Consider the following 26,965-nt stretch of genomic DNA (forward strand, 5'->3'; position numbering starts at 1 on the left):
GATCTAATTATCTTATATGATTAAAGAATATTTAGCCAAGATTTCTACAGATTTAAACAGGTTCAATCAATCATTGACAAAAACCTCTATTTTGATTGACAAACCTTGGGCATTAGTTGATGACAACAATGAAGTTCAAAAACTAATTTTCAAAAAAAATCATGATTTGATTTTATCAAAAAATGGAAAAGCTGAAATAGGAAAGTGGGAATATTTTCCGGAAGCAAAGTCTTTACTTATTGACAGAGGAACGGATAAAATTTTATGTAATGAAATTTTTATTGATAAAGGTGTTATTATTCTTAAATTAGATGGAACACAAAATGAATTTTTTGCACTTGCGAATGAAAATTTTGTTCCGGATTTAGATGTTGTTAAATACCTAAACAGCTTAATTGAAAAGCATACAACGATAGAACAAAAGAAAGAATATGTCTTAGAAGATGGATCAAAAGTAGAGGTCTATACCGATAAGCCCCTACCAAACTTAGTTAACAATAATATATTAATTACTTTAAATAATAAAAATATCAAAGATGGTTATTACAAACTTAAAGACACCAGATCAACTTTAGTCGTTAAGGATAGTAGAATTATTAGAACTTTAGCGGAATTCAAATACGTATTGGAGGATGGAAAAACTTTAACCATTTTACAGCGAAATCACTTTGATGTTTCAACAAATGACTATGTTTTAAATAATGGAAAGCTAGTGGAAAACGATTATTATTTTCTCCACAAAAACAAAAAGATTCTAACTAATAAAGGAATGATTGAGAAGATTTTTGTCAGGCCAACTATATTTAATTTAATAATTGGAGATTTTAGAGAGATTTAATTACATATTATTTTTCCGCTCAATCGAACGGACAACCTGCAACATTTTTTTACACATAAAGCCTAGTCTATCGCGACTAGGCTTTTTTTATGATGTTTTTAACATACTGCATTTTTTTTAAAATAATTAAATAATGTTTTTTTTCTTCAAAATAAAGCTTTTATATTTAATATTCTCACATAAATTAATTCCTACAAAATATAACTTTAGTTTTTATAAAATATAAACAATCACAAATGATAAACCTTATTATAATTCATAAACCGGCCAATCAACACGGTGAATTTAATACAAGTTATGAAGGAAAGAATAGAAAAATTATCAATTCTACCAATAAACTAACACACCAGAGAATAGTTTTCATTGAAAAGCAAATAATTAATGGTGGCATTGAAACCATCTGCTGTTTTGAAATTCAGCTACTCAATCGAAAATTTTTAATTGTTTTGGACTATGAAAAGTTATATGAAATCATAGAGGACAACGATACTAAAATCTATATTTTACTAACTGAATCATGGTTTTATATCTTAAGAAGTTTCGTCGACGGAAAAAAATATATCACACACGGTAGTTTAAATTTGCATTACGAATATAACAACCAAGCAGAATATATTGAAAACTTTGACTTTCAGCTCAATATGAGAAATGAAGCCCCAGTTTTAGAATGGTTCAGTAAAATTACATTTGGTGGTGAAGTCTAATTTTTAACTTAATTATTAACCCATAAATTTTATAAATATGATTGTAGAACATCAATTAGTAAATGACGATATTTTTTATCCTAATTGGAATTTAAAATATTTGTTTTTAGGCACTTTTAATCCACACGGTGGTCAGAATGTTCGATATTTTTATGCTCGTCAATCTAATTATACATGGGATGTATTATCTGAAATTTTTGATGTTAATTTTAGATATTTATTAGATAATGACTTTGGTAAATTTAAAAAAGAATTAATACTACATGGCATTGCGTGCATGGATATGATTTCTAAGGTTGAATTTAATGAATTAGAAATAAACCCTGACGACATTACTGGAAATGGTTATTCTGATTCAAAAATTATTAACAAACGTGTTGCTAGAGTATATAATACAAATAGTATACAAGAAATTATTAATAACAATCCGGATGTGAAAATCTACACTACTTGGGGTAAAGGCAAAAAATTATTAAATTGGGTTAAAGAAGTTAATTTGATTCAAAATAAAATTCAATTAGTTTCACCAAGCAGAGCGGCAAGAGTTCCAGCTGGCCAAAATAAATTCCAGTTCATAGTAGATAATTGGAGAAATAACATCGAAATATAATTTTTACTAAATAAACAAAAAAAAGCCTGGTCTCGCGATCAGGCTTTCTTGTAATTCGGAAAAGGTTACCAATCAAAACCGAATTTTTACTGAACTTGTTTCAGTATCTCAACTAAAACATAAAATTCACTTTTCTTTAGATTTTGTCAGCCATTTCAATAACAAAGTAACAAAAAAGCTGGCTGTTGCTCCTACTACGGCTAAAATTACGGTTCGGTAAATATCCACCGAGTCAATATTCGGAACCATACTCAACAAAGTTCCTCCAATCGTACCCATCTTAAGAGATAGCGTACTGTCAAAATTAGCCATCTGGTTCATCCGCATGTTCATCCGAAGCTTCTTCAGCTTCCTTTTTAGCAGCATCATCAACCGTAATTTGACTAACTGCAGACAAAACGCCACCAGCTACCGCAACATAACCGGCTACAGTTACAATAGCTGCAGGTAAAGCAACGGGAGCAGCTATAATAGAACCACTAATCCCTAACAATGTTAGGCCAATAGTCCGCAAAACCTTAAAGAATTTAGGGGTTGGAGCTTTCGCTCGCGTAACTACATTCATAATCTCAAAAATTTAAACCTGAATAAATCAGGCAGATTGTACAAGTAATAAAACAGACTCTTTATTTTCCAAAGCTTTATAAACCAATTCTTTTAATTTATCAAAAGCTTGTCGCGATAAAAGTCCTAAACCCGGACCCGATAACTTCGTTACCGGTGCAATACAGCCATTCAATTCCTTTTGTGCATCATTAGCAGAATGAAACAAAATAAAACTCCTTTCCGGAACATCCAAAACATGCAAATGCCATTTGAATTTCACACTGTATCGTTTCTCAATAAAATATTCCCCCTCCGGAATACAGGAAACTCTCTTTTCGTTGTTCCTCCAAGGCAATTTAATCGTATTACAAATCAATTTGCCCTCACATTCGAGTTTCCCGTTGGTTCCATCAGGGAAATAAGTTCTTGTTAGTACTAAAACCATACTTTAGTTGTCTGATTTTTTAAGACTAACTTCCGATTACAGACCACTTACTTGCACTATAGCAAGAGGGTTAAACGCTCCATTTTTCAACGGATACATTTGACCATTCACCTCTTGATAAAACTCCAAACCAACAGCCAAAAACAAGGGTTTAGTACTGGCAGCAGTAACCGCATTCAACTGATTAATAGCAACCGTCGGAGCAGCATTCCATGGTAAAATAGCCGTTTCAGAATTACTCACCACAAATGTCTCTTCTTCAAAATCAACTTCTGCACCTGCAGAAATAATCTTAAAATGTGTCGTCCCGGAAGGAGCGGCAATCATATTCGCTGGCACAAAAGGAGGAAGATCTACTGTCAATTCTCCCGCCGCACGATCAATATTGGTTGTAAATGGAGCATACAAACTTGTTCCAAGCTTACCACGAATGTTAAACTCAAACCCGGTAAGCAACTCCGCTTCACCATCAATCACATTTCGCAAACCTCTTTCGTTCACCGCATCCGCCTGAATCACCTTCATCATTCGTTGCGTCAATCGACTCACCATTCTGCTATCCGCAGAATTCAAAAGCAATGCTCTCAAAGAAGTTCTCAAAATCTTTCCTGCAGCACCCGCTCTACCAAACTCCGCTCCATTCTCTCGCGTTCTTTGAAACGCAGGATCACTCTTGATTCTACTTGCTTCAATAGCACTCTTTTCTTTCGCCAAGTGCCCGTCCTGAGTCTTATAAAAGGTAATATCCCCGATAGTACCTCTCAACTTAATTATGCCTTTCTGTCTAGCCATAACTCAAAAAATTTTAGTTCATAAATCATTTTCACACACCCTCAATCCAAACCTGGTTGCAACCCTCTTGATTGATTTCGATACAAAGATTACACTTAAACCAAAAAGTCAAGCTATCGCACTGTACCATATGGCACCCAATGGTATAAATGTCACCTAGTGGTAAAAATGTCACTCAAAAAACAGTAAATAGTTAAGTAAATTGCAGCAGCAAATCTTAAATAGAATTTTACTAACTTTAAATTCTGAACAAAAACAGTAAGACTAACCCAAAGACTAATCATAGCCAAGTCAAAACCAAGGATAATGTATGAAAAATGAAGCAAAACGCATATGCATCTACCCGAAGGACATACAACGCATTACAGGCAAGTCCTACCGGCAGAGTATTAGACTGCACCTAAAGATCAGAAAAGACCTCTCTAAACTTAATAATGAGTTCGTGAGCATAGAAGAGTTCTGTCAATATACTGGTTTAAAATATGACCAGGTAGAACCATTGATTATTGGTTAATTAGCATATAACTTGTATAGATTTTGAACATCTATCTAACAAATATTTCCTATATTTGTGTAATAAGATTTGTCAAAAAGTTTGTTTTTTTGAGGTTCAAAATCGAGACCCTAGAATTTTTAATCAGCAGAATTGCTTATAAATAAAGGAAAGTTAAAGGAAATACAAATCCCTCTTTCTCCGCCAAAAACCGATTAGGAAACTAGTCGGTTTTTTTTATGAAAAATAATTAACTCTTTTATGAACTGAAGAACAATATCTAGTTAAAAAATCAGTATTTTTATATATTAATATCCTCATAAAGTACTCTTTACTGAAATTTGTTGAAAATTAATATTTATTTAAAATTATCTGGTTTGATTGTTGATTATCTTTATGAAAAGAATTTATATTAACTGATTCATTATAAAATAAATTTAAATTTCGTTTTTCTTCTTTTTTTAAGATTTTTTTTCTAAAACAAGTACAAGCACTACAGAATTATTAAACCACAGAAAATGAACATTTTAAAAATATTTATATCACTATTGTTTTTATTAAGCGTTCATTTCATTTCTGCTTTTGAACTTGATTTAGTTGGCACTAATGAAAATTGTCCCGGTAATGGTTCAATTGAATTTTTAATTTCTAACCCCGATTCTGCCGGAACTATCACTTTTGTTGTGTTTAAATTGCCAACAACTTCAGTTCCTTATGCCACGCCAACAGTTCCTTTGATTAATGGTCTCGTTGCTGGTGAGTATTTGGTTGTAGCTACAGAAACTATAGGTAATCAAACCACAACACAACAAAATACAATTACTATTACAAACACTTTTGTACAACTTACTTATTCTGTTGGTTATCTAAATCAATCGTGTAGCGACGTGAGTAATGTAACTGTAAACATAAATTCCGGAACAGCTTCAAGCTTTGAAATTACTGCCGGGCCGGTTTTAATTGCACCTCAAACTTCCAATATTTTTTCTAACTTACCTGAAGGCACGTATACTATTCGCGTTTTTGATGTGTGTGGTATTGGAATTGTAACCACATTTACAGTAACCTATTCTCCATCGGGTTTGACAATAGGCAATCCGGTTTTAAGTAATACCAATCCTCCTTCATGTAATTTAACCGTGATTACAAATTCAATTTTACCTGATGTTGGAACTTCAATTGCCTATCCGTTACAAGTTACTTACACCGTTTTTCCACCGGATGGATCACCTAGTTATACCATCAACAGAACTATTCTTTCTGGAGATCTTTCACAATCGTCTATCAGTGAAACATTTTCCAACTATAATTCAACTAATTTTTCATATAGTATGGAAATCACGGATAATTGTGGTTCCACTTTTATTCAAAATTTTACGGCTAATTTAACCAGTTCTGCCTCAGTTACATTAAACAGACTACCTTGCGACAATAACTATTTTACGATAAATACTGCCAATTTAACTCCTCCTTTTCAATTAAATTTTACGTCAGTTCCCTCGGGTTTTATACCCGGGAATTTTAATACAGACTATCCGGGTCCTTTTAATTCAGATACTATTGTTTTTGGAGATACTACTAATTTGGTTCCGCTAGGAAATTATAGTTTTACAATTTCAGATTTTTGTGGAAGAAGTCAAAACATAAACTTTTCAATCATTCCAAATATAATTGTTCCAAACATAACAACAGGAAACAATGGGTGTTATGAAAATAATGGATTTATTAGAATTGCTATTCCTATAAATGAAATCACAGGAGCAACAGTCGATGTAGCACCATCAGATTATCCATTTCCGCTTCCGCATGATATTACAGATCAAATAGTAAATGGTGTTATTCGATTAGATCCTGTTCCCATTGGGTTTTATGATATTACCATTATTGATGAATGTAGTATTTCGTATGAGCTTAAAGATATTGAAGTACCTGTTTATGAAAACCAAGGTTTAGAACACACTGAACGCGTTGGATGCGAAATTGGTAAAACATCCATTCGAATAGACAGTAATAATGCAAGTATTACAAACATACTTATCACATCAGCCCCAAACTCATTTGCACAAAGTATTCCTTTTGATGCAACAGAGTTTATTACTGCAAATGATGGTGTGTTTTTTATGAATAATTTACCACCCGGAGAATATACATTTGAAGTTAACGACGAATGCGGTTTTTTCAATTCTATGACCGTTAATTTGAATGAATATGTTATAACCGACACTACTTTTAATCCAATTTATAATTGTGGTTCATTTGATGTAAATTTAAATTTTCTTAGTAATGGAACAACCGGTCAATCGTTTTGGCTTCAAAAATTAATTGATCCGGAAACTGATAGTTGGGGACATCCCGAGACAAATGAAATATATACTCCCGGTAGTCAGCCAAACACAACAAATTCAATTGTATTAATAAACAATAACACTAATTTTAATTTTGTTTATAACGGAGAATTCCGAATTGTAAGAAAATTTGATTCCTATAAAAACGGAAATGAAATTACAGCTCAAACACAAGCAAATAAGGTTTGTGTAGAAATCTTGAGTCCAAGTTTTGTTTACAGTGGTGCAATAGAAATTATAGACATTAACCGCTCTCCGTGCACAGACAACGGCACATTAGATGTTATTATTAATGCAATCGGACAAGCACCAATTCAATATAAATTAATTCTAAAAGATGGTGCGATAATTAATATTGATAATGGAACTTCACCTATTTTTTACAATTTGCCATTGGGTTTATACACAGTTCAGATTGAAGATGTGTGTGGAAATATTAAGACGCAAGTGTTTGACTTAAATACTTTAAAATCTATAATCAATAGTCTTGACCCTAATGATATGACAGTTTGTGTTCCTTTGATTAGTAATAATGAACGCTTTAATTTATCTAATCAAATTGCAACAATGATAAATCCGGATGACTTGGATGACTACACGGTAACATTTCATACCACTTTACTAGATGCCCAACAAAATACCAATGCAATAACAAATCCAAGCAATTTCAATCCGGTTTCAAATCTGCAAACCATTTATACAAGAATAATTCTCAATTTGCTTCCCTCCTGTTATGAAATTAAACCATTTGATGTTTTTGTTGGACAAATTCCATCTATCGGATTAAATTCAAATTATTTATTTTGTGACGAATTGCCTTTTACCATCACAATCAGTAATCCATCACCTAACACGGTTTATCAATGGTCTGATGGATCAATTGGAAATTCATTTTCAACTTCAACAATTGGAATTTCAAATATTTCTGTTACAGCAAGCACAAGTTATAGCAATTCAACTTTGGTTTGCGATGATACTAAAGAAATTACAATTTCAATATCAGAACCTCCGGTAATTGAATCGATTACTACCGTTGATTGGACAGAAAATCAGAATTCTATAACGGTGAATTCTAATAACAATGGCTATCATTCCTATTCTATTGATGGTATAAATTATCAAACTGAAAATACTTTTACTAACTTATTGCCTGGTCTATATACTGTATATGTTGAAGATACAATTGGCTGTGGAACTCTAACGGAATCGGTTTGGCTTTTATATTATCCAAAATTCTTTACGCCAAATGGTGACGGATATAATGAAACTTGGTTTATTAAAAATTCTGTTTTAGAAGATGATTTCATCGTTCACATTTTTGATCGTTATGGAAAATTAATTACCGTTTTTAATTCAAAAAGCAATGGCTGGGATGGAACATTTAATGGTCAACCATTGTTTTCAACAGACTATTGGTTTATGATTTATAGAAACGACGGGCGTGTTCATAGAGGTCATTTTAGTTTAAAACGATAATCCGAATATTCAAATTACAGTTGAACTGTTAATCAAAAAAAAATCTTAACAAACTGTTAATTAGTGTATTTCGTCGAAAATGCACTTTTTTAGTTGGTTAGCCTTATTGTTTTATTTATCTTTGATTTTAAGTTACCTTTATAGGGTTAAGAATAAATTTGGGAAGAAGCTCCTCTTTTTTGAGGAGCTTTTTTTATGCTATTTAAATTTAATTTTATAACTTTGATTTTCCAAAGCAAAAAATCCCCTTTTTTTATTATATCATCTGTATTTCGTTTTTTTACGAAATATATTTTTTATATAATTCCAAAAACCAAAAACCACTACACGTAAAAAGACTTTTGTATTCAAAAGTCTTTTTTTTTGTTCAGTTAATCGCAAAAAAAAAGGTGAAATCACTTTCACCCTTTTTGCCCCAAATTTATTCCATAAACTTAACCTACTTAACTTATGGTGATTCAAAAGTAAGCGAGTGAATTAGTTAAAAAAAATAATTCTGTTAATAGGAAAATAAAATCGATAAAAGGTTATTTTTCAACTCATTCTAGTCTTTACTTCTAAGAGAAACAACAATTCCTAAACCTAAAGCAAGAGCAATAAAACCAAGTGAAAACCACTCAGGAAATTTAAAATGATGAACCAACAGCATTTTTATACCCACAAATGTTAGAATTGCAATCAAGCTGTATTCTAAATGAGCAAATTTGTTGAGCATGTGAGCAAGGAAAAAATACATCGATCGCAAACCAAGAATAGCAAATATGTTAGAACTAAAAACTAAAAATGGATCTGGTGTAATGGCTAAAATTGCAGGAACGCTGTCTAATGCAAACAAAACATCCATCAATTCAATTACTATTAAAGCAACAAAAAGTGGCGTAGCAGCAGTAATATGTCGGCGTTTTACAAAAAAATGCTCCCCATCCATGTGCATAGTAATTGGCATTATTTTTCTAAGATTGCGATAAATGAAAGATTTTTTAGGATTAAATTGTTCTTCGTCTTTTTTAAACAACATTTTAGCGGCTGTAAACAATAAAAAGAGACCAAAAATATAAGTCATCCAACTAAACTTATTAATTAGAATCACACCAAAGAAAATCATAAGACCTCTAAATACAATTGCACCTAAAATCCCCCAAAACAAAACTCTGTGTTGATATTTTTGTGGAATTTTAAAAGATGAAAAAACAACGGCTATTACAAAAATATTATCCACACTCAAAGATAATTCGATGAGGTATCCGGTAATGAATTTCATTGAAGCAATTGCTGGCTCATAATTTTCCGGATTTGCAATATGCTGATTTTGATATAGCCAATAAACAACTCCGGAAAAAATAAAAGACATAGTTACCCAAATACCGGTCCAAACGCCAGCTTCTTTTGAACTGATTATGTGTGGTGTTTTATTAAAAACGCCCAAGTCTAAGGCTAAAAACAATAAAATGCAAGTAATAAAAATAATCCAAACAGTCATATCTTTTTTTGTGTAAATGTAGTCAAGAATCTGAATCAAAAAAATTTAATTTTCAGCTTGTTTGTCCTTTGCTTTTTGAACTTTGTCTTTCCAAGTTGCGGAAAGTTCAGTATAATCAATAAATTTTGCAGGTGGTTGACGCTGTAATCTTCCTTCGTTGAAAGCTTTTATCAAAATACTTTCAATAAGAAAATCTTCAGTAACTGCAAATGGATCATACTCTTCCTTTAAATCGATATCAAAAACTTTAGCTGTATTGCTTGCCCAAAAAGCTTTCCAACCACTTTTTAAATCCTTGACCAATGTGTAAGTTGTTTTTCCTGTTTGACGATGAATGAGTTTTACTAGAATTTGCCCCTGTTTTCGAGATAATTTTTTTAGTTGTTCTTCAAACTCATTTTCAAGATAATTTTCTACAATCTTAAAATATTTCTTTTTTTCTCTTTCTGTTTTAAATTTACCCATGTTTTGATTCAATTTAGTCAAATTATCGGCAGCTAATTTGGCATAAGGATAAACTTTCAGCACACGTTGTTGTAGCAAAAGAAATTTTTTGCGATCTTCATCCTCTTTGTTTGATTTTTTTCCGGTGACAACAACTTCCTCCAAATCGAGAGAAGTTCTTAACACAGAATCATTTTCAATTAAATAGTAAATTACGGTAGAATCTTTCTTAGTTTCCTGACCAAAAGTTACGCTTGTAACGATAAAAAATACTAAAACTAGTAAATTGGGTTTCATTTTTCTCATAAATAAAAATCAAAAGTAAAGATTTATACTATAACTGTGTTATCTTATTTATATTTTAGCAAAAAAATACAAAATCTATGTCTGCAAAAACCATACTAAAAAAATCATCGCTCGTCTTTTTAGAAAATTATTTAAATAATGCTTCTCCAACCGGTTATGAATCAGAGGGTCAAAAACTTTGGATGGACTATGTAAAACCGTATGTTGATACGTTTATTACTGATACGTATGGAACTGCTGTTGGCGTTATAAATCCCGATGCTCCTTATAAAGTTGTGATAGAAGGTCATTCGGATGAAATTTCGTGGTATGTGAATTATATCACCGATAACGGATTAATTTATGTCATCAGAAATGGTGGCTCCGATCATCAAATTGCACCTTCAAAACGCGTGAACATTCATACCAAAAAAGGAATTGTAAAAGGAGTTTTCGGTTGGCCTGCCATTCACACAAGAAACCGTGGCAAAGAAGAAACAGCTCGTATTGATAATTTATTTATCGATTTAGGCTGTTCTACCAAAGAAGAAGTGGAAAAAATGGGCGTTCATGTGGGTTGTGTCATCACTTATCCTGATGAATTTATGGTGTTGAACGAAAATAAATTTGTTTGTCGTGCCATCGATAACCGAATGGGCGGATTTATGATTGCCGAAGTTGCCCGATTATTGCATGAAAACAAAAAGAAATTGCCTTTTGGATTATACATCACCAATTCTGTTCAGGAAGAAGTTGGTTTACGTGGTGCCGAAATGATTACCAAAACCATCAAACCAAATGTTGCTATAGTAACCGATGTTTGTCACGACACCACTACTCCAATGATTGACAAAAAAATTGAAGGTGAAACTCAAATTGGAAAAGGTCCTGTTGTTACGTATGCTCCTGCTGTGCAAAATAATCTACGCGAATTAATCATTAACACAGCAGAAGAAAAGAAAATTCCGTTTCAGCGTTTGGCTTCTTCTCGAGTTACAGGAACAGATACAGATGCATTTGCGTATAGTAATGGTGGAGTTGCTTCGGCTTTAATTTCGTTGCCACTTAGGTACATGCATACTACCGTGGAAATGGTTCATCGCGATGATGTGGAAAACGTGATTAAATTAATTTATGAAACCTTGTTGAAAATTGAGAATAATGAAACGTTCTCTTACTTCAAATAAAAATAACTGAAATTTAAAATTCCCGACTGTAATTTTCGGGAATTTTTATTTTAAAAGCTATAGCTTTGCATAAAAATTGAAACAATGATTAATCCTTCTGCACAAGGTTGGGTAGATAAATTTTTTAGCAAATATTATTTGTTGAATTCTCCTTATTTATACAACACAAAGGATTTTTATTGTAGAACAAGAGAGACTGGGTTTATATACGGTCATGTTGTGAGTATTGATACGCTTGAGCCTTTATCGATGCAAGGTTGGACATCTGAGGAAGTTTCTAAAGTTGCGTTATTGAATACTCTTTTTGGCATTTATCAGTTAACTGAAAAAAATCCTGAAAAATCGAATTTTATCGATTTGACGTTGGATTTTTATAATCTCATGCATCCGAAGGGATTTTCATTTTTTAAAAAGATTTTACCATCGGAAAGCAAAGCCCTTCAATTAGAAAAAATCATTGATTCCAGAGTTCAAACGAACGATAACATTGTGAGCAAGAATTTTTCACATATTGTTACTAATGCCCTTTTGTTTATTGATGTTTTAGCTTTTCATAATTATCTGGTAAATGGCGAATTAACCAAAGGTTATATTCAAAAATTGGAAGAAATTATTGTGGGAGTTGTAACGCTTTCATTAACTACAAAATCAAACAAATCGCATTATGATGATTTATTGATAAAATTGTTTGAAACTTCAGTTCGCTACACCAAATTTTCCGGATTCAAGATTAGTGATTTGAATGCGTTGAATTTAGATTTCCTTCAAACCGATTTAGAAAAATATTATGTGATGGATTTGACAGGAATGGCGATTTGGAGTGATGAAAAAATGGAGAAAAATGAAGTGGCTTTTTTATATGATTTAGGTTCAATTTTAAAATTAGAACGCTTTTATATTATAGAAAGCTTAACGGTTATTGATGAATTTATAAAGAAATACCGAGATGATATTCCGTATTTTAACTATTCCAACCCAATTAAGCATTTTTATGACCAAACCACGCAAAGCGTTGTTATGCTTATTTCGCGAAATAAAAAACGTTTGCATAAAGAATTGATAGATAGCAAAGATTTGGTAAAACTTCTCGCTGCTTCAACTACTCGCGAATTAGACGCCAATGAAAAAAAACGAATGAAAAAGCAATTGCTGGATGTTTGCAAAACAATTCCATCATTAACAATTTTTTTGCTACCGGGGGGAAGCTTGCTTTTACCTATTTTAATAAAATTTATTCCGCAAATGCTTCCTTCGGCTTTTAATGAGAATTTGGATTAATAAAAAAGCCATCCGAAGATGGCTTTACATTTAAAATTTTAACTGATAAACTTCGTCTAACTCATCGTTATTTTTGAAGTTTACTCCTAAATCGGTTACGTAACCGGAGTTCAATCCGTAAACCCATCCGTGAATTGTTAAGTCTTGTCCTGATTTCCAAGCCGATTGAACAATGGATGTTTTAGCCAAATCGAATACTTGCTCTTTTACGTTTAATTCTACAAATTTATTGAATCGTTCCTCTTCATTTTCAATAGCATCTAATTCGGCTTGATTAAAACGATATACATCTTTAATGTGTCTAATCCAGTTGTCAATTACACCAATAGAACTATTTCCCATGGCAGCTTTTACACCACCGCAACCATAATGTCCACAAACAATAATGTGCTGTACTTTCAAAGCATTTACCGCATAATCCAGCACACTTAGCATATTCATATCGGTATGAACAACCATATTTGCAATGTTTCTGTGTACAAAAACTTCTCCGGGAGCTGCACCAATTATTTCATTTGCTGGAACTCGACTATCTGAACATCCAATCCATAACAGCGGTGGACTTTGTCCTTTTGATAATCCTTCAAAAAAATTCGGGTCTAATTTTAATTTATTTTCAACCCACTGTTTGTTGTTTTCTAATATCTTTTTATAAAAATCACTCATTGTTTTATATTATTTTTTTTTATTTAAAATTTATTCTTTTTTTAATGTTACGTGCTGTCCTTCGCTAATATTATCTAAGTTGTATGCTTTTTTAAAACCAACTAAACTCACTGTTATATTATCTTCTACTGCTCTGATTTCTTGAAACTCTTCAATCAAATCCAATACATCATGGGCAATATATACCGTATCTGACGCATTGATAATAACTTTTGAATTTTCGGGTAAATTATTTAGTGTATTTTTTATGGCCGCCTTGTTTAAAAAGGAAACTTCTTGTGCCAAATCTATGTGAATCACATCTCCATCGTGATACTCTTCTTTTCTAAATGAATATGCTCTTTTGAAATTTCCAATTAAAACAAAGATGATACTTATAACCATTCCAATTCCTACTCCCCAAAGTAAATCTAAAAATACAACTGCTAAAACGGTTGCAATAAATGGAATATATTGATATTTTCCTTTTTCTATAAAATGTCTAAAGATGGAAGGTTTTGCTAAACGATATCCTATCAGTAATAAAATAGCAGCTAATGTAGCTAATGGAATTTTATTTAAAAACTTAGCAATAGTCAACACACTGATCATTAGCAATAATCCATGAATAATGGCAGAAGCTTTTGTTCTTGCTCCGGCATTTGCATTTGCAGAAGATCGTACTACAACCGAAGTCATTGGTAATCCGCCAATTAAGCCGCTTAATAAATTACCAAAACCTTGAGCTTTTAATTCAACATTGGTGTCGGTATATCTTTTGTAAGGATCCATTCGGTCTGATGCTTCTATACAAAGTAAAGTTTCAATTGAAGCAACAATAGCGATAGTAGCACCTGTTATCCAGACATTTATATTAGTGAGTACAGATATAGAAAAATCAGGAAGTACAAACATGGCTTGAAATTCAGAAAAAGTAGATGGTGTTGGCAACGAAACTAAATGATCATTTGATACTTGTAGCGGACTTCCGGTTCTAATAAAAATTTCGTTGATGATAATTCCTGAAAAAACAGCAATCAAAGCTGCCGGAACTAATTTTAAGTTTTTTAAGAAAGGAACTTTATCCCATAAAATCAAAATAGCTAAAGCTACTAATGTAATTATAATTGAACCGTAATTGATGTAATTAAACGCATCAATAATAGTCTCAAACATATTAGAACCTCCTTTTTCAAAGAAAGAAGTATCTCCTTCGGTCACTTTATCATAACCAACGGCATGTGGAATTTGTTTCAGGAAAATTATAATACCAATACCCGCTAACATTCCTTCAATTACATTGGTGGGAAAGTAATTGGAAATACTTCCTGCTTTTACAAATCCCAAAATCAATTGTAATAAACCAGCAATAATTACTGCCGTTAAAAAAATATTGTAGGCACCTAAATCGGTTATGGCGGTTAAAACAATTGCAGTTAAACCTGCAGCGGGTCCGGTAACACTTATGTGAGATTTACTTAAAAATCCGACGATAATACCCCCGATTACACCTGAAATAATTCCGGAAAAAAGTGGGGCTCCGGAAGCCAAAGCAATTCCTAAACATAAAGGAAGAGCTACTAAGAATACCACCAAACCGGATGCAAAATCTGATTTTAGGTGACCTAAAAGATTGGTTTTTTTTGTCATTGAACTTTAAAAATAATAATGAATGGATAGCAAAAACTATTATCTCCGTTGGTTAACAGAGATTATTTCATTATTATACTTCGGGAGGTGGAGAAAAAATTTCCTCTAGAACAGAATCATATTGAATATGGTTCTCAACAACAATTTTTTTAGAAAGAGGCATTTCAAAACGAAGCGAAAAAACTTGTTTAGATGTTTTAAGAGCTTCCTTTAAACTAAATGTTTTATGCACTTCTTCTTCTTCAGACATATTATAAACCATGGAAATATCTGTATCATTATTATCCAATAGACCTACAATTGTAGGCAATGATAAAAATGATACAAATAATAAAATAACTATGTAAACAACAGCCTTCATTGTGGCAAATATAGTTTTTCAAGAAATTGATTCCGAATTAAGTTTTATAATTTAAAATAAATTTAACTATATTTCTTCTTCTAACCAAGCTTTCATCATCCAAATTGTTTTTTCTTGTTCCTTAATAAAATCACTCATCATCGAATTTGTTCCTTCGTCCCCTGCTTCGTCTGACTGTTTCAAAATTACTCTTTCTATCTTCAACAATTGAGCTAATGAACTAACAATCAAATTAACAGCTTCTTCATCTTTCGAAATATCTTTACCAACAAATAACTTATTGTTTTTGATGTAATCTTCAAAAGTATGCAATGGTCTTCCGCCTAACGTTAAAATTCGTTCGGCAATTAAATCAATTTTCAATTGACTGTCGTTATACAATTCCTCAAACTTGATATGAAGATCAAAAAATCGTTTACCTCTAATGTTCCAATGCAATCCTCTCAAATTTTGATAATACACCTGAAAATTTGCTAATAAAATATTTAATTCGGCTGCTAAAACCTCTGTTTTCTTAACATCTAAACCTAAACTGTTCGTTTTCATTTTATTGTGTTTTAAATTTTATAGAATAAATTTACAAAAAAATAAAGCTAAATAGTATAAAAAAAATTGATAGTTTTTATCTTTGTATCAAATTTTACTATCAATATGACAATTACGCAATTACAATATGTGTTAGCCGTAGCAGAACACAAGAATTTTACCCTAGCTGCCGAAAAATGCTTTGTTACTCAACCAACATTGAGCATGCAAATTCAAAAAATTGAAGAAGAACTCGGTATTCAAATTTTTGACAGAACTAAAAAACCAATTCAACTAACAGAAATTGGTCAGAAAATCGTAAACCAATCCAAGAATATTGTCAATGAAGCCAATCGAATTCAAGATATTGTAGATCAACAAAAAGGATTTATTGGTGGTGAATTTAGATTGGGAATTATCCCAACCGTGATGCCAACTCTATTGCCGATGTTTCTAAATAATTTCATTAAAAAATATCCTAAAGTCAATTTAATTATTGAAGAATTAAACACTGATGAAATCATTATTAAGTTGAAAAACGGGCATTTGGACGCCGCTATTGCTGCCACTCCGTTGGAAGAAGAAAAAATTAAAGAAGTAGTTTTGTTTTATGAACCATTTGTGGCTTACATTCCGGAAAGTCATGCCATTTATGATAAAAAAGAAATTGAAGTTTCCGATTTAAATCTTGATGAAATTTTATTGCTTCAAGACGGACATTGTTTTAGAGACGGTATTCTAAATTTATGTAAAAACAATCCGGGAAATTCTGATAAATTTAATTTTCATATTGAAAGTGGAAGTTTTGAAACCTTAATAAAATTAGCCGATGAAGGATTAGGAACTACACTTCTACCCTATCTACATACGTTGGATTTAAAGGAAAAAGATAAAGCAAAGCTTAAGCATTTTAAAGACCCTAAACCGGCTCGCGAAGTAAGTCTGATTTACCCAAAAAATGAACTAAAAATTCACATTATTGATGCCTTACGCAATGTGATTAGTGGAGTTGTTCGTGGAGCAATTGCTTTTCAGGATATTCAGATAATTAGTCCGATTCAAAAGAAATAACTTTATTGTAAAGGAAAATATGTTTTTATTTTAGAGAATAAAGTATGAATGGACTAAAAGTGAAATCAATAGGAATTATGAGAGCTAGTAATAATCGGATTAATTAACTTGAACTGTAATTTATTCCGTCATTAACAAGTAATTAGATTAACATTCTAATGTAAAAATTTGATTATCAAACCCGTATATGATTTAAAAAATATTTTTTTTGATTCATTTATCCAAAATAAAAATTTAGTTTTGTACTATAGTTTTTTTTTACAAAATCAACGAATATTGTTTTGTGAAAAATTAAAATTAATTTTTAGAGTTTTCCCTCCCCTATAATATGAAAAAAAAGTACGCATTTTTATTATTAATTTCTTTGTTAGGTATAGTCTTTCTGAACGCACAACAACTACAATTAGACACCACCTATGGTGTTGATGGCATCAACAATGCTAACGTTGATTTGACAGTAACTTACAAATATCCTGACAATAAAATAATTGCAGTAACTAAACCTACTGCAAGTTATCCCTCATTAATGCCAACCATCAGAGTTCATAAATATACCGAAGACGGTGCTTTAGACACCACTTTTGGAACAAACGGTATAGCCAACTACATAGCTACTTCCTTCAAAGATCGATTCGATATGTATGGAGTTACGGTGCAACCAGATGGCAAAATACTAACCTATGGACAAACTTATCAAGTAGGCTCAACATCTTATTATTATCAGTTCTTTATCTGCCGATTTAATGAAAACGGAACTGTAGATACCAACTTTGGTACTAACGGAATAATAAAGCATTCCTTAAACACTTTCAATCAAAAGAGAGAACGCTTCCTCGATGCCGTTGTGGACGAGAACAACAAAATCACAGCAGTAGGTTACACAGAAATAGATGGCTATTTAGATTCGAATGCCGTTGCAATGCGTTTTTTGTCTGATGGTACGGTAGATACAACTTTTGGCACTGATGGCGTCATGCAGTTTTCACCAAATACATATGATTTCTTTAGTAAAATTTATCTTTTAGGACCATCTACTTACATGATGGTTGGCGGAACCAATGTAACCACCACCGATAGAGATGCATATATCCTAAAAATTACTGAAAATGGAACCTTTGACAATAACTTCGGTACAAATGGTAGCATTACAATCAATTTTAGTGCAGGGTTAGATTCTATTTCAAAAATTTTCTTTCTTGCAGACAACACTATGTTAGCAGCAGGTACTTCTGTTGGAAGTGTCGCTTTTGCAAAAATAAACGCAAACGGTACACTAGATACTTCTTTTAGTGGCGATGGAATGAATACGACCTATGTACCCGTACCCAATCATTATCCACTAACGGGCGGAAATATTGAGCTTTTACCTGATGGAAAATTCATACTTGTATCAACCTGTAAACGAAATGATGACTCTACAAACAATTATGATTACGGTATAGCAAGATTAAATGCCAACACATCTTTAGATACAAGTTTTATGACTAATGGTGTTTATGTGGACGTAGTTACGGGAACGAATGAATTTGCAAGAGGTATTTATGTCCAACAAGACGGAAAGGTATTGGTGTTGGTCAATGGCAGAATATATCGGTATATAAATTTTAGCCCACTTACTTTAACAGATGTCATTGCAAATTATACAATAAATCTGTATCCAAATCCTGCAAGAGATTATTTTATAATCAACTCTGATGAACCAATAAATGAAATTGAAATTTATAGCATTGACGGAAAGCTAATTCAAACTATTACAAATTTAGCAGAAAATAAAATCGATGTAGCACATTTAATTAGTGGCCTTTATTTTATAAAAATAAGTAATTCTAAATTCTCTAAAACAATAAAGCTTATAAAACAATAAATGACAATAAAAAAGGAGCTGTTTAGGCTCCTTTAGTTTTATAGATTAACATAAATTAAACAATTCTTTAGTTCTGGTTTTTCTTCTGTAAAGCTCAACAACCAATCTCTTAGTTGTTCTATTTCATAAGGCAATAATTGGTTCATTGCTTTTATGAGTTCTTTACTAAAAAGTTTAGGATCAAAACTTACGCTTTCTAAGATTTTCTTAGTGTAAGCAAACATCGGTCTTGTCATTTTTTCGTTTTTATGTAGAATTAGGTTTTGGAAGAACGTTATGTAAATTTAATAAAAATTAAAATACACCCTCAATTTTTAACATGCCAATTGGCTAAAGTTTAACGATTATCGCCATCTAAAAGGTTTCCTAAACCACCTAAAATACTTCCTTCGCCCTTGTGTTTTCCACCACCTTGAGGAGCTGCTGCCCATATTCTACCTGCCAAGCGACTAAATGGAAGCGATTGAACATATACTGTTCCCGGACCTTTTAATGTGGCAAAAAACAATCCTTCTCCGCCAAAAATTGTATTTCGTATTCCTCCTACAAGTTGCACATCATAATCTACAGTTTGCGTAAAACCCACTACACAACCGGTATCAACTTTTATCATTTCGCCGGGTTGTAAATCAATTTTAGCCATTGTTCCGCCGGCATGAACAAAAGCCAATCCGCTTCCTTCTAATTTTTGCATAATAAAACCTTCTCCTCCAAAAAGTCCACGACCTAATCTTCTAGAAAATTCAATTCCGATTTTCACACCTTGATTTGCACACAAAAAAGCATCTTTTTGACAAATGAACTTACCGCCAACAGCGTTTAAATCAATTGGCAAAATCTTACCGGGATAAGGTGACGCAAATGAAATTTTTCGCTGGTTTGGATAATTGTTTTCAAATAAAGTCATAAACAAACTTTCTCCCGTGAGCAATCTTTTTCCTGCCGAAAATAGTTTATCCATGATTCCACCCGCATCGCTACCATCGCCAAAAATGGTTTTCATTCGGATTCCGTCTTCCATCATCATAAAACCGCCGGCTTCTGCCACGACTGATTCTGAAGAACTCAAATTTATTTCAACATACTGCATTTCTTCACCGTAAATGGTGTAATCTGTGACTTTGTACATGATTATATTTTTTTGATTAAGATTTTTTTACCGAAAACAGACAACCAACAACAGACAACCTTTACTTCCACCCTCTCAACATTTCCCTTTTCCCTGGAGGTCCGGCTAATTTTTCAATTTGAAAACCGGCTTCTTTCATTGCATTTTTAATCGGTCCGCGGCAAGCATAAGTGACTAAAATTCCACCTTCTTTTAAAGCTTCAAACATTTTGGCGAAAATTTCTACGCTCCACAATTCCGGTTGAACACGATAGCCGAAAGCATCAAAATAAATAATATCAAATTGATTTTTATCGTTGATCTCGTTGAATAATTGTTTTCGTTTTGTTAGTCGAAAGTGTTCCGAAATTGTTACATTTTTCTCCCAATCTGAAGTATGCATCATTTTAAATTCTGATTCAAATTGGCTTGCATTCAGTTGATTAACATAATTCATTTGTACAACTTCTTCAGCTGAAACTGGAAAGCCTTCTACACCAACATACTCAATGTTTTGATTGCTTTTCTGACTTTCAATAAAAGTGATAAACGCATTTAAACCCGTTCCAAAACCAATTTCTAAAACAGAAACGGATTGCCCTTTGCAAAGTGACAATCCGTTTTTGATAAATACGTGTTGAGCTTCTTGAATGGCTCCGTGTTTCGAATGATAACTCTCTTCCCACTCCGGCAAATGGATGGATGTGGAACCATCGGAAGTGATAATAATTTCTCTTTTCAATTGAAACTATGGTTTAAGTTGTAGCTTTTTAATTCTCGGGATTGGTCCGGAACATTTCACTTCATGGCAAGAAATACAAGCCTGAACTGCATTAGCATAATGTTCTTTTGCATTTTCAGGATCTTTATAAATCATTTCCTGAGCTCTTAAAAAGATATTGGCATTATCTTTAAAAAATTGGTCGTTTTCGGATGGATCGGTCATGATCGCCTTGTGAATTTCTGCAAAATGGGATGGAAATTCACCAACCGGCTCGCCTTTTTCAATACGTTCTTTTAGTCGTTGATTGTCTACATACATTTGTTCCATGAGCAATGCCATTTCGGAAAGCTCATACATCTCGAACGATTTTTTTTTTGTTGTGGCTGTAGAATCAACTTTTTCATCATTAGATTCTGTCTTTTTTTGACAACTAAAAACGAATAAAACCGTACATCCAAAAACTAAGATTTTCTTCATTATTCTTTAATTAATACACCATTTGATAAAAACGAATACGAAACTTTTGGTTCTGTAATCGAATCAATTGCAGCTTGTGATTTGCCGGCATCTTTGGCATAATGTTTTAATTCATCAACAGTTTCAACCGAAATGAAAGCTTTTCCGTTTACTATTGCTTCACTTCCGGCAGCATTCAATGGCATAAAAAAGCCGTAATCTTTAAAACGAACAAATGCATTTTTGTCTTCGTTTAAACTCATATTCATCCAACAACCTTTCTTTTGGCAAACATCTTTTATATCTGAACGGAATTTTACTTCTACAGTATCTCCTTCTTTCAAAGTTTCATATTTTGCTAATAATTCTTCTTTCGAAATTACACCCTCAGCTGAAATTGAATCACCAAAAGTTTTGAAATTTTCTGCTTTTACTTCTGCAACTTCTTTTACTTCAGTTTTTTTACAAGCAATCATCGAAAAAACGGCAATCGCTACAAGAATTGTTTTCTTCATTATATTTATTTTTTATTTTTTTAATTGAACCACAAAAATAAGTAGTTTAATTCTTTTCAAATTAAATTTCCAATAAATTTTAGTTCAAAATGCTAAAAACTCAATAATTTATATTCAGTTTAAAGAAATGTAAAAAAGTAGTTGGAATTTGTGATGTTTTTATAAAACATTCAAAAAATTGCTGATTTTTTTATATTTTAGCCAAATCTAAGGTGTAATTTATTTCCATCTTCTTAAATCAGTTATAAAATACTGATTATTAGTTACTTAATATTAATTTTTATTGCTAAATTTTACATAAATGAGTTCAAATCTTATTAACGAAATCGATATAGTTAAAGCATCTACTTCAAAAATTAGTAGTGTTGATTTTGAAAACCTAACTTTTGGAAATATATTCTCAGATCACATGCTGATTTGCGATTTTAAAGATGGTGCATGGCAAAAACCGATTATCAAACCCTATGAACCATTTATGATTGACCCATCGGCAAAAGTTTTTCATTATGGTCAAGCAATTTTTGAAGGAATGAAAGCATACAAAGATGAAAGTGATGATGTATGGATGTTTAGACCGGATGAAAATTTTAAACGTTTTAATCATTCTGCTAAACGTTTGGCTATGCCGGAAGTAACTGAAGATATTTTTATTGGCGGTTTAAAAGCTATTCTAGATTTAGAACGTGAATGGGTAAAAAAAGGAAAGGGAAACACCTTATATATTAGACCTTTTATGATTGCGATTGGTTCTGGAGTTATTGCTCAACCTTCTACGCAATATCGTTTTATGATTATTCTTTCGCCGGCTCGTTCGTATTATTCAGGTGAAGTAAAAGTAATTATTGCAGAACATTACAGTCGTGCGGCAAATGGTGGAATTGGTGCGGCGAAAGCGGCCGGAAATTATTCGGCACAATTTTATCCAACAAAATTGGCTAACGAAAGAGGTTTTCAGCAAATTATTTGGACAGATGATGCTACACATACCAAATTGGAAGAAGCAGGAACAATGAATGTTTTCTTTAGAATTAATGACACCTTATATACAGCACCAACCGGAGAAAGAATTTTGGATGGTGTGACTCGTAAAAGCTTAATTGATATTGCAAAACGTGACGGAATTAACGTTGAAGTTCGTTCGGTTTTGGTTGCAGAATTGATTGAAGCCGCAAAAGATGGATCACTAAAAGAAATTTTTGGAGCCGGAACAGCTGCCGTTGTTAATCCAATTGTTGGTTTCTCGTACCAAGATAATTATTATGAATTACCAAAAATGGAAAATTCATATGCATCACAATTAAAAGAAAAATTGACCAACATTCAATATAAATTAGCTGAAGATACTTTTGGCTGGACAGTTAAAGTGTAATCTGTTGTCAGTTGTCGGTTATCTGTTAGGAAACCGACAACTGATTTTTTATTTTAGAATGGCTTCAAAATTAGGTTTAAAGTAATTTGGACCTTTTAGAACTTTTCCGTCTTCGCGATATATTGGTTTACCGTTTTCGCCTAATTTGCTCATGTTGCTGCGTTGAATCTCATCAAAAACTTCTTCAATTTTGTGTTGCAAACCGTGTTCGATAATGGTTCCGCATAAAATATAAAGCATATCGCCTAACGCATCGGCAACTTCAACAATGTCATTATTCATCGCTGCTTCGAGGTATTCTTCATTTTCTTCTTTCATCAAATTAAAACGAAGTAAATTTTTGTTTTCGCCTAAATTTATTGTTGGTTCTTCCTTAAAACCTAATCCGAATGCCGTATGAAATTCTTTGACGGCTGAAATTTGTTTTTGCATACTTTCTAATTTATTTCGATAAAAATAACTGTTTTTTGAATGTGGTTTGAAAGAGCTATTCAAAAACAATTAACTATTTTTGTTGAAAAATTAAAGTTATGTTTTCAACCGGTCAGATGATCTTTGCAGGTTTCTTTGTGGTATGTTTTATTGCGGTAATGATTTATGTATACCGAAAAGATGTATCGCTTCATAAACTGCATTACAAAGGAAGTTTTAAAGTGCTTTTAGGCTTTATTTTCTTTATCTTTTTATTATTCCTCATCAAAATGTATTTAAAAAAATAATCAAAATATAAAAATCCCTACTTGTAGGGATTTTTTTTTGTAAATTACTTACGACTTTTGACTTTCAACTTTAAAACTAAATACTATGGCTGACTTAACTTACACTGCAACTGGACGGTTTGATGAAACTAGTCGAAAACTCCTTTTAGATATATATTTGCCAGAAGAAAAGGATGACAATCCTTATCTATTTAAAAATCATCTTTTTGATTTGACTAAAGTTTCTCTTTTTAATAAAATAAATGTTGTTTATTGCCAATTTAAACTCACAACTGATAATGGAGATAGACTAAACGAACAAGTTCACAAGCATAGATTAGAAATTAAAATAGATGACTTAAACAATTATAAAACTGAATTTGATTTTAATTTAGAAGACACATTGTTTTTACTTTTTCACGATAGTGGTAAACTAGACCTTAAAGATTTGGAATTATACTATCAAAGCGTTGAAAGTATTTATGGAAGAGTTCAATCTACAGGAAACTTTAATTATTTAAACACCAATAAAGCAAAACCTAGAGTACTAGGAATGAGTATTATAAGAAAGTAATGAAATTAAAAAAATATAATAGCATACTTCCACTCGTTATTTATTTTATAGCGAGTGGTTATGTCTTTTCGCAAACTCCTGATTATGCTAATGTAGAAAAAATGTTAGTTGAAGGCAGGAATTATTCTGCAATCAAATATTTAACTCCTTTTCAAACAATTAGAAATAAAGAGGAATTAGCAAAAGTTTATAAATATATGGCTTCTGCTTACAGTACAAACAATCAGGACGATAAATCATTTGAATATTATACTAAATCAAAATTAAAATATTTAGAAGCTGGGAATAAAGAACAATCGATGGAAGTTACTTTAGACATTGCTTATCTATATAGTACACAGAATCATAACATTGAAAAAGCAAAAAAAATAGTTCAAGAATACATTGCATTTGCAAAAGAAACCGGTAAAGATGACTTATTAGCAAAAGGATATTATAATTGGGCAACCTTACTAATTGAAGACGATGCAGACGAAAGCAAAAATTATTTCAAAAAAGCTTTAGAACACAACAATAAAGCATTTAACGAAACAACTTATCTAACAATTAATAATAACTTAGGAGTATTATATAATGAAATGCTTCAAAAACCGGATTCTGCATTATATTACTTCAATAAAAACCTTGACTTAACAATAAATAAAAATGATGTTAATGAAATTTGTACCAATTACATCAATATAGCTGGATGTCATTATTACAAAGGCGAATACAACAAGGCAATAGATTTTTTAAATAAAGCAAATGAATTAGAAATCAAATCCTATGTAGATAAAACAAAAAGTCTTATACATAATTTTTTATCTATTAATTATAATGCTTTAGGTGATTATCAAAAAGCATATGAAAATCTTCATCAGCACACAGAAATTCAAAATAAGATTAATGAAGAATTACAGAACATAAAAGTTTCAGAATTACAGATTTTTTATGAAACAAAAGAGAAAGATCTTGAAAACAAAGCTTTAAAAAATGAAAATAGTCTACTTGAAAGTAAACGAAAAATTAATCTACTAGTACTTTTTGTATTAATTGGAGTACTGATTTCGATTATTGTAATTTCATTACTAACCATTAAAAATGCCAAAAAGAAACAACAAATTGCTGAACAGGAAAAACTACTTGAAAAACAAAAACTAGCCACCACCTTAAAAGATCACGAGCTTCAAAACATTGATCTTATGTTAGAAAGTCAGGAAAAAGAGAGAATAAAAATGGCCAATGAACTCCATGACAATTTAGGAAGTATGTTGGCAACTTTAAAGCTAAACTTCCAAAACTTAAAACGTCAAAAGGAAGGATTGATTGACGAAGAAAACAAACTCTACGAAAAAACTGATGATTTAATTGAAGAAGCCTACCAAAAAGTGCGTGACATGGCTCATTTAAAAAATACAGGTATTATTGGTAATGAAGGTTTGGTTCCGGCTGTTAAAAAAATGGCCGATAAAATGAGTGTTTTAAACCTTTTGGAAATGAATGTGATACCTTTTGGTTTAAAAGATAGACTAGATAACAAACTGGAAGTAAGTCTATTTAGAATGATTCAGGAGTTATGCACAAACATCATCAAACATGCTAAAGCAAGTGAAGTGAACATCTATTTAACACAACATAATGGCACAGATATTAATTTAATCATTGAAGATAACGGTATTGGTTTTGATCCAAAAGCAGTGAAATCAAGTGACGGAATGGGACTGAAAAATATTGAAAAGAAAGTAGAACAAATGGGCGGAACTTTTTCAATTGACACGATCAAAGATAAAGGAACAACTATTATAATTGATATTCCACTATGATACGAATTGTAATTGCAGAAGATCATCAAGCTTTAATTGATGGAATCAAATTCATGATTGAATTTGAGTCTGATATAGAAGTTATTGGTGAAGCAAATGATGGTGAAGAATTAATAGAAATTGTTAAGCGAAAAAGACCAGATATTGTGCTAACAGACATTCGAATGCCAAAGTGTGACGGAATTTGTGCCACAAAATCTATTATGGAAAATAATCCTGAAACCAAAGTTATAGGCTTTAGTATGTTTGAACAAACCGAAGCCATTAGTCAAATGCAAACTGCAGGTGCAAAAGGCTATATTCTTAAAAATTCTTCGTTAAAAAAAGTTTTAGAAGCCATTAGAACTGTTGCAAAAGGAGGAATTTATTTTGATGACGCCATTACAACTCACGATTCACTTACCAAAGAAGAAATTATACTCAGCAAACGTGAGAAAGAGATTCTACAACTTATTGGAGAAGGCAAAACATCACAAGAAATTGCCGATATTTTATTTATTGGCAAAACAACTGTTGATACTCACAGAAAAAATATTATCAAAAAAATCAATATACACGGAAAAACAGATTTAATTCGGTTTGCAGTAGAACGAAAATATGATTTTTAAATTATAATAAAAAGCGAAAGTCCCTACTACAGGGACTTTCTACTAAATTTCCAAAAACTACTAACACGGTTA

The 26,965-nt window shown here is 31.8% G+C and carries 29 protein-coding genes; 13 read left to right on the top strand and 16 right to left on the bottom strand.

All coding sequences use genetic code 11. The features are described from left to right. Positions 1-16: 16 nt before the first annotated feature. The 3 genes from AC23MC_RS04815 to AC23MC_RS04825 all read left to right on the top strand — a co-directional run bounded on the left by AC23MC_RS04815 (position 17) and on the right by AC23MC_RS04825 (position 2,152). Positions 17-838 (top strand): hypothetical protein, encoded by an 822-nt coding sequence (locus tag AC23MC_RS04815; protein WP_487567380.1) that lies wholly within the window; start codon positions 17-19, stop codon positions 836-838. A gap of 236 nt (positions 839-1,074) precedes the next feature. Next, on the top strand, positions 1,075-1,542 hold the full coding sequence (locus AC23MC_RS04820; RefSeq protein ID WP_487567379.1) for a hypothetical protein: 468 nt from the start codon (positions 1,075-1,077) through the stop codon (positions 1,540-1,542). Between the two features lie 37 nt (positions 1,543-1,579). Beyond that, positions 1,580-2,152 (top strand): hypothetical protein, encoded by a 573-nt coding sequence (locus AC23MC_RS04825; RefSeq protein ID WP_487567378.1) that lies wholly within the window; start codon positions 1,580-1,582, stop codon positions 2,150-2,152. A gap of 126 nt (positions 2,153-2,278) precedes the next feature. Here AC23MC_RS04825 and AC23MC_RS04830 read toward each other — a convergent pair whose 3' ends face one another. The 4 genes from AC23MC_RS04830 to AC23MC_RS04845 are packed head-to-tail and all read right to left on the bottom strand — an operon-like array spanning position 2,279 to position 3,935. Further along, a complete protein-coding gene (locus AC23MC_RS04830; RefSeq protein WP_487567377.1) occupies positions 2,279-2,464 on the bottom strand; it encodes a hypothetical protein in 186 nt (61 codons plus the stop codon). Continuing rightward, positions 2,457-2,717: a hypothetical protein gene (locus AC23MC_RS04835; RefSeq protein WP_487567376.1), complete on the bottom strand. Its 261-nt coding sequence runs from the start codon at positions 2,715-2,717 to the stop codon at positions 2,457-2,459. The genes AC23MC_RS04830 and AC23MC_RS04835 overlap by 8 nt, the downstream gene beginning before the upstream one ends. A 27-nt stretch (positions 2,718-2,744) precedes the next feature. Continuing rightward, positions 2,745-3,143 (bottom strand): DUF5675 family protein, encoded by a 399-nt coding sequence (locus tag AC23MC_RS04840; RefSeq protein WP_487567375.1) that lies wholly within the window; start codon positions 3,141-3,143, stop codon positions 2,745-2,747. A gap of 36 nt (positions 3,144-3,179) precedes the next feature. Further along, a complete protein-coding gene (locus AC23MC_RS04845) occupies positions 3,180-3,935 on the bottom strand; it encodes a hypothetical protein (RefSeq protein ID WP_487567374.1) in 756 nt (251 codons plus the stop codon). 1,011 nt (positions 3,936-4,946) lie between these two features. Between AC23MC_RS04845 and AC23MC_RS04850 the strand changes: the two genes are divergently transcribed. Next, positions 4,947-8,249 (top strand): T9SS type B sorting domain-containing protein, encoded by a 3,303-nt coding sequence (locus AC23MC_RS04850; RefSeq protein ID WP_487567373.1) that lies wholly within the window; start codon positions 4,947-4,949, stop codon positions 8,247-8,249. Between the two features lie 544 nt (positions 8,250-8,793). On the opposite strand, the gene AC23MC_RS04855 is transcribed toward AC23MC_RS04850, so the two are convergent. After that, positions 8,794-9,729: a TerC family protein gene (locus tag AC23MC_RS04855; RefSeq protein ID WP_487567399.1), complete on the bottom strand. Its 936-nt coding sequence runs from the start codon at positions 9,727-9,729 to the stop codon at positions 8,794-8,796. A 45-nt stretch (positions 9,730-9,774) separates the two neighbouring features. Further along, positions 9,775-10,470, bottom strand: a complete 696-nt coding sequence (locus tag AC23MC_RS04860; RefSeq protein WP_487567372.1) for a DUF4294 domain-containing protein — start codon at positions 10,468-10,470, stop codon at positions 9,775-9,777. An 86-nt stretch (positions 10,471-10,556) separates the two neighbouring features. Here AC23MC_RS04860 and AC23MC_RS04865 point away from each other — a divergent pair, with 86 nt between their 5' ends. Together AC23MC_RS04865 and AC23MC_RS04870 are read left to right on the top strand one after the other, a co-directional pair. Continuing rightward, positions 10,557-11,645 (top strand): M42 family metallopeptidase, encoded by a 1,089-nt coding sequence (locus tag AC23MC_RS04865; RefSeq protein ID WP_487567371.1) that lies wholly within the window; start codon positions 10,557-10,559, stop codon positions 11,643-11,645. 84 nt (positions 11,646-11,729) lie between these two features. Next, positions 11,730-12,923 carry an LETM1-related biofilm-associated protein gene (locus tag AC23MC_RS04870; protein WP_487567370.1) on the top strand — a complete coding sequence of 398 codons (1,194 nt, stop codon included), beginning with the start codon at positions 11,730-11,732 and terminating at the stop codon, positions 12,921-12,923. A gap of 30 nt (positions 12,924-12,953) precedes the next feature. Here the strand turns inward: AC23MC_RS04870 and can are convergent, their stop codons facing one another. The 4 genes from can to AC23MC_RS04890 form a co-directional block, all read right to left on the bottom strand. Continuing rightward, positions 12,954-13,589 carry a carbonate dehydratase gene (gene can / locus AC23MC_RS04875; RefSeq protein ID WP_487567369.1) on the bottom strand — a complete coding sequence of 212 codons (636 nt, stop codon included), beginning with the start codon at positions 13,587-13,589 and terminating at the stop codon, positions 12,954-12,956. Between the two features lie 30 nt (positions 13,590-13,619). Further along, positions 13,620-15,218: a SulP family inorganic anion transporter gene (locus AC23MC_RS04880; RefSeq protein WP_487567368.1), complete on the bottom strand. Its 1,599-nt coding sequence runs from the start codon at positions 15,216-15,218 to the stop codon at positions 13,620-13,622. Between the two features lie 73 nt (positions 15,219-15,291). Beyond that, positions 15,292-15,579 (bottom strand): hypothetical protein, encoded by a 288-nt coding sequence (locus tag AC23MC_RS04885; RefSeq protein ID WP_487567367.1) that lies wholly within the window; start codon positions 15,577-15,579, stop codon positions 15,292-15,294. Between the two features lie 66 nt (positions 15,580-15,645). Further along, the gene (locus tag AC23MC_RS04890) at positions 15,646-16,125 is read right to left on the bottom strand and encodes a Dps family protein (protein WP_487567366.1); all 480 of its coding nucleotides are present in this window, start codon (positions 16,123-16,125) and stop codon (positions 15,646-15,648) included. 105 nt (positions 16,126-16,230) lie between these two features. On the opposite strand from AC23MC_RS04890, the gene AC23MC_RS04895 reads away from it, so the two are divergent. Both AC23MC_RS04895 and AC23MC_RS04900 read left to right on the top strand, forming a co-directional pair. Next, positions 16,231-17,175, top strand: a complete 945-nt coding sequence (locus tag AC23MC_RS04895; protein ID WP_487567398.1) for a LysR substrate-binding domain-containing protein — start codon at positions 16,231-16,233, stop codon at positions 17,173-17,175. Positions 17,176-17,503: 328 nt separating this feature from the next. Further along, positions 17,504-19,039 carry a T9SS type A sorting domain-containing protein gene (locus AC23MC_RS04900; protein ID WP_487567365.1) on the top strand — a complete coding sequence of 512 codons (1,536 nt, stop codon included), beginning with the start codon at positions 17,504-17,506 and terminating at the stop codon, positions 19,037-19,039. 38 nt (positions 19,040-19,077) lie between these two features. Here the strand turns inward: AC23MC_RS04900 and AC23MC_RS04905 are convergent, their stop codons facing one another. The 5 genes from AC23MC_RS04905 to AC23MC_RS04925 all read right to left on the bottom strand — a co-directional run bounded on the left by AC23MC_RS04905 (position 19,078) and on the right by AC23MC_RS04925 (position 21,842). Beyond that, on the bottom strand, positions 19,078-19,275 hold the full coding sequence (locus AC23MC_RS04905; protein WP_487567364.1) for a hypothetical protein: 198 nt from the start codon (positions 19,273-19,275) through the stop codon (positions 19,078-19,080). 101 nt (positions 19,276-19,376) lie between these two features. Further along, complete coding sequence (locus tag AC23MC_RS04910; protein WP_487567363.1) at positions 19,377-20,168, bottom strand: TIGR00266 family protein; 792 nt, start codon at positions 20,166-20,168, stop codon at positions 19,377-19,379. A 61-nt stretch (positions 20,169-20,229) separates the two neighbouring features. Further along, on the bottom strand, positions 20,230-20,889 hold the full coding sequence (gene mnmC2 / locus AC23MC_RS04915) for a tRNA (5-methylaminomethyl-2-thiouridine)(34)-methyltransferase MnmC2 (RefSeq protein WP_487567362.1): 660 nt from the start codon (positions 20,887-20,889) through the stop codon (positions 20,230-20,232). Between the two features lie 6 nt (positions 20,890-20,895). Continuing rightward, complete coding sequence (locus tag AC23MC_RS04920; protein ID WP_487567361.1) at positions 20,896-21,348, bottom strand: hypothetical protein; 453 nt, start codon at positions 21,346-21,348, stop codon at positions 20,896-20,898. Further along, entirely contained in the window at positions 21,348-21,842 is a 495-nt protein-coding gene (locus AC23MC_RS04925; protein ID WP_487567360.1) for a DUF4920 domain-containing protein, read from the bottom strand. Before AC23MC_RS04925 ends, AC23MC_RS04920 begins: the two co-directional genes overlap by 1 nt. 301 nt (positions 21,843-22,143) lie before the next feature. On the opposite strand from AC23MC_RS04925, the gene AC23MC_RS04930 reads away from it, so the two are divergent. Further along, a complete protein-coding gene (locus AC23MC_RS04930; protein ID WP_487567359.1) occupies positions 22,144-23,211 on the top strand; it encodes a branched-chain amino acid aminotransferase in 1,068 nt (355 codons plus the stop codon). A 48-nt stretch (positions 23,212-23,259) separates the two neighbouring features. On the opposite strand, the gene AC23MC_RS04935 is transcribed toward AC23MC_RS04930, so the two are convergent. Continuing rightward, positions 23,260-23,643: a pyrophosphohydrolase domain-containing protein gene (locus tag AC23MC_RS04935; RefSeq protein ID WP_291093036.1), complete on the bottom strand. Its 384-nt coding sequence runs from the start codon at positions 23,641-23,643 to the stop codon at positions 23,260-23,262. A gap of 98 nt (positions 23,644-23,741) precedes the next feature. Here AC23MC_RS04935 and AC23MC_RS04940 point away from each other — a divergent pair, with 98 nt between their 5' ends. From AC23MC_RS04940 to AC23MC_RS04955, 4 genes are all read left to right on the top strand, one after another. Beyond that, on the top strand, positions 23,742-23,930 hold the full coding sequence (locus AC23MC_RS04940; protein WP_487567358.1) for a hypothetical protein: 189 nt from the start codon (positions 23,742-23,744) through the stop codon (positions 23,928-23,930). An 85-nt stretch (positions 23,931-24,015) separates the two neighbouring features. Then, positions 24,016-24,483, top strand: a complete 468-nt coding sequence (locus AC23MC_RS04945; RefSeq protein ID WP_487567357.1) for a hypothetical protein — start codon at positions 24,016-24,018, stop codon at positions 24,481-24,483. Then, entirely contained in the window at positions 24,483-26,285 is a 1,803-nt protein-coding gene (locus AC23MC_RS04950) for a tetratricopeptide repeat-containing sensor histidine kinase (RefSeq protein ID WP_487567356.1), read from the top strand. The genes AC23MC_RS04945 and AC23MC_RS04950 overlap by 1 nt, the downstream gene beginning before the upstream one ends. Beyond that, entirely contained in the window at positions 26,282-26,893 is a 612-nt protein-coding gene (locus AC23MC_RS04955) for a response regulator (RefSeq protein ID WP_487567355.1), read from the top strand. Before AC23MC_RS04950 ends, AC23MC_RS04955 begins: the two co-directional genes overlap by 4 nt. Positions 26,894-26,965 lie beyond the last annotated feature (72 nt).

Source organism: Flavobacterium sp. T50_26 (assembly GCF_057652995.1).

What these genes read in the sequence shown, in the direction of transcription:
- AC23MC_RS04930 (WP_487567359.1), top strand. Translation starts at nt 22,144, where the DNA reads ATGAGTTCAAATCTTATTAACGAAATCGATATAGTTAAAGCATCTACT.
- AC23MC_RS04850 (WP_487567373.1), top strand. Translation starts at nt 4,947, where the DNA reads ATGAACATTTTAAAAATATTTATATCACTATTGTTTTTATTAAGCGTT.
- AC23MC_RS04880 (WP_487567368.1), bottom strand. Translation starts at nt 15,218, where the DNA reads ATGACAAAAAAAACCAATCTTTTAGGTCACCTAAAATCAGATTTTGCA.
- AC23MC_RS04845 (WP_487567374.1), bottom strand. Translation starts at nt 3,935, where the DNA reads ATGGCTAGACAGAAAGGCATAATTAAGTTGAGAGGTACTATCGGGGAT.
- AC23MC_RS04925 (WP_487567360.1), bottom strand. Translation starts at nt 21,842, where the DNA reads ATGAAGAAAACAATTCTTGTAGCGATTGCCGTTTTTTCGATGATTGCT.
- AC23MC_RS04840 (WP_487567375.1), bottom strand. Translation starts at nt 3,143, where the DNA reads ATGGTTTTAGTACTAACAAGAACTTATTTCCCTGATGGAACCAACGGG.
- AC23MC_RS04950 (WP_487567356.1), top strand. Translation starts at nt 24,483, where the DNA reads ATGAAATTAAAAAAATATAATAGCATACTTCCACTCGTTATTTATTTT.
- AC23MC_RS04890 (WP_487567366.1), bottom strand. Translation starts at nt 16,125, where the DNA reads ATGAAAACGAACAGTTTAGGTTTAGATGTTAAGAAAACAGAGGTTTTA.
- AC23MC_RS04865 (WP_487567371.1), top strand. Translation starts at nt 10,557, where the DNA reads ATGTCTGCAAAAACCATACTAAAAAAATCATCGCTCGTCTTTTTAGAA.
- AC23MC_RS04820 (WP_487567379.1), top strand. Translation starts at nt 1,075, where the DNA reads ATGATAAACCTTATTATAATTCATAAACCGGCCAATCAACACGGTGAA.
- AC23MC_RS04855 (WP_487567399.1), bottom strand. Translation starts at nt 9,729, where the DNA reads ATGACTGTTTGGATTATTTTTATTACTTGCATTTTATTGTTTTTAGCC.
- AC23MC_RS04910 (WP_487567363.1), bottom strand. Translation starts at nt 20,168, where the DNA reads ATGTACAAAGTCACAGATTACACCATTTACGGTGAAGAAATGCAGTAT.
- AC23MC_RS04900 (WP_487567365.1), top strand. Translation starts at nt 17,504, where the DNA reads ATGAAAAAAAAGTACGCATTTTTATTATTAATTTCTTTGTTAGGTATA.
- AC23MC_RS04920 (WP_487567361.1), bottom strand. Translation starts at nt 21,348, where the DNA reads ATGAAGAAAATCTTAGTTTTTGGATGTACGGTTTTATTCGTTTTTAGT.
- AC23MC_RS04835 (WP_487567376.1), bottom strand. Translation starts at nt 2,717, where the DNA reads ATGAATGTAGTTACGCGAGCGAAAGCTCCAACCCCTAAATTCTTTAAG.
- AC23MC_RS04935 (WP_291093036.1), bottom strand. Translation starts at nt 23,643, where the DNA reads ATGCAAAAACAAATTTCAGCCGTCAAAGAATTTCATACGGCATTCGGA.
- AC23MC_RS04955 (WP_487567355.1), top strand. Translation starts at nt 26,282, where the DNA reads ATGATACGAATTGTAATTGCAGAAGATCATCAAGCTTTAATTGATGGA.
- AC23MC_RS04825 (WP_487567378.1), top strand. Translation starts at nt 1,580, where the DNA reads ATGATTGTAGAACATCAATTAGTAAATGACGATATTTTTTATCCTAAT.
- AC23MC_RS04905 (WP_487567364.1), bottom strand. Translation starts at nt 19,275, where the DNA reads ATGACAAGACCGATGTTTGCTTACACTAAGAAAATCTTAGAAAGCGTA.
- can (WP_487567369.1), bottom strand. Translation starts at nt 13,589, where the DNA reads ATGAGTGATTTTTATAAAAAGATATTAGAAAACAACAAACAGTGGGTT.
- AC23MC_RS04945 (WP_487567357.1), top strand. Translation starts at nt 24,016, where the DNA reads ATGGCTGACTTAACTTACACTGCAACTGGACGGTTTGATGAAACTAGT.
- AC23MC_RS04830 (WP_487567377.1), bottom strand. Translation starts at nt 2,464, where the DNA reads ATGGCTAATTTTGACAGTACGCTATCTCTTAAGATGGGTACGATTGGA.
- AC23MC_RS04815 (WP_487567380.1), top strand. Translation starts at nt 17, where the DNA reads ATGATTAAAGAATATTTAGCCAAGATTTCTACAGATTTAAACAGGTTC.
- AC23MC_RS04860 (WP_487567372.1), bottom strand. Translation starts at nt 10,470, where the DNA reads ATGAAACCCAATTTACTAGTTTTAGTATTTTTTATCGTTACAAGCGTA.
- AC23MC_RS04940 (WP_487567358.1), top strand. Translation starts at nt 23,742, where the DNA reads ATGTTTTCAACCGGTCAGATGATCTTTGCAGGTTTCTTTGTGGTATGT.
- AC23MC_RS04885 (WP_487567367.1), bottom strand. Translation starts at nt 15,579, where the DNA reads ATGAAGGCTGTTGTTTACATAGTTATTTTATTATTTGTATCATTTTTA.
- AC23MC_RS04895 (WP_487567398.1), top strand. Translation starts at nt 16,231, where the DNA reads ATGACAATTACGCAATTACAATATGTGTTAGCCGTAGCAGAACACAAG.
- AC23MC_RS04870 (WP_487567370.1), top strand. Translation starts at nt 11,730, where the DNA reads ATGATTAATCCTTCTGCACAAGGTTGGGTAGATAAATTTTTTAGCAAA.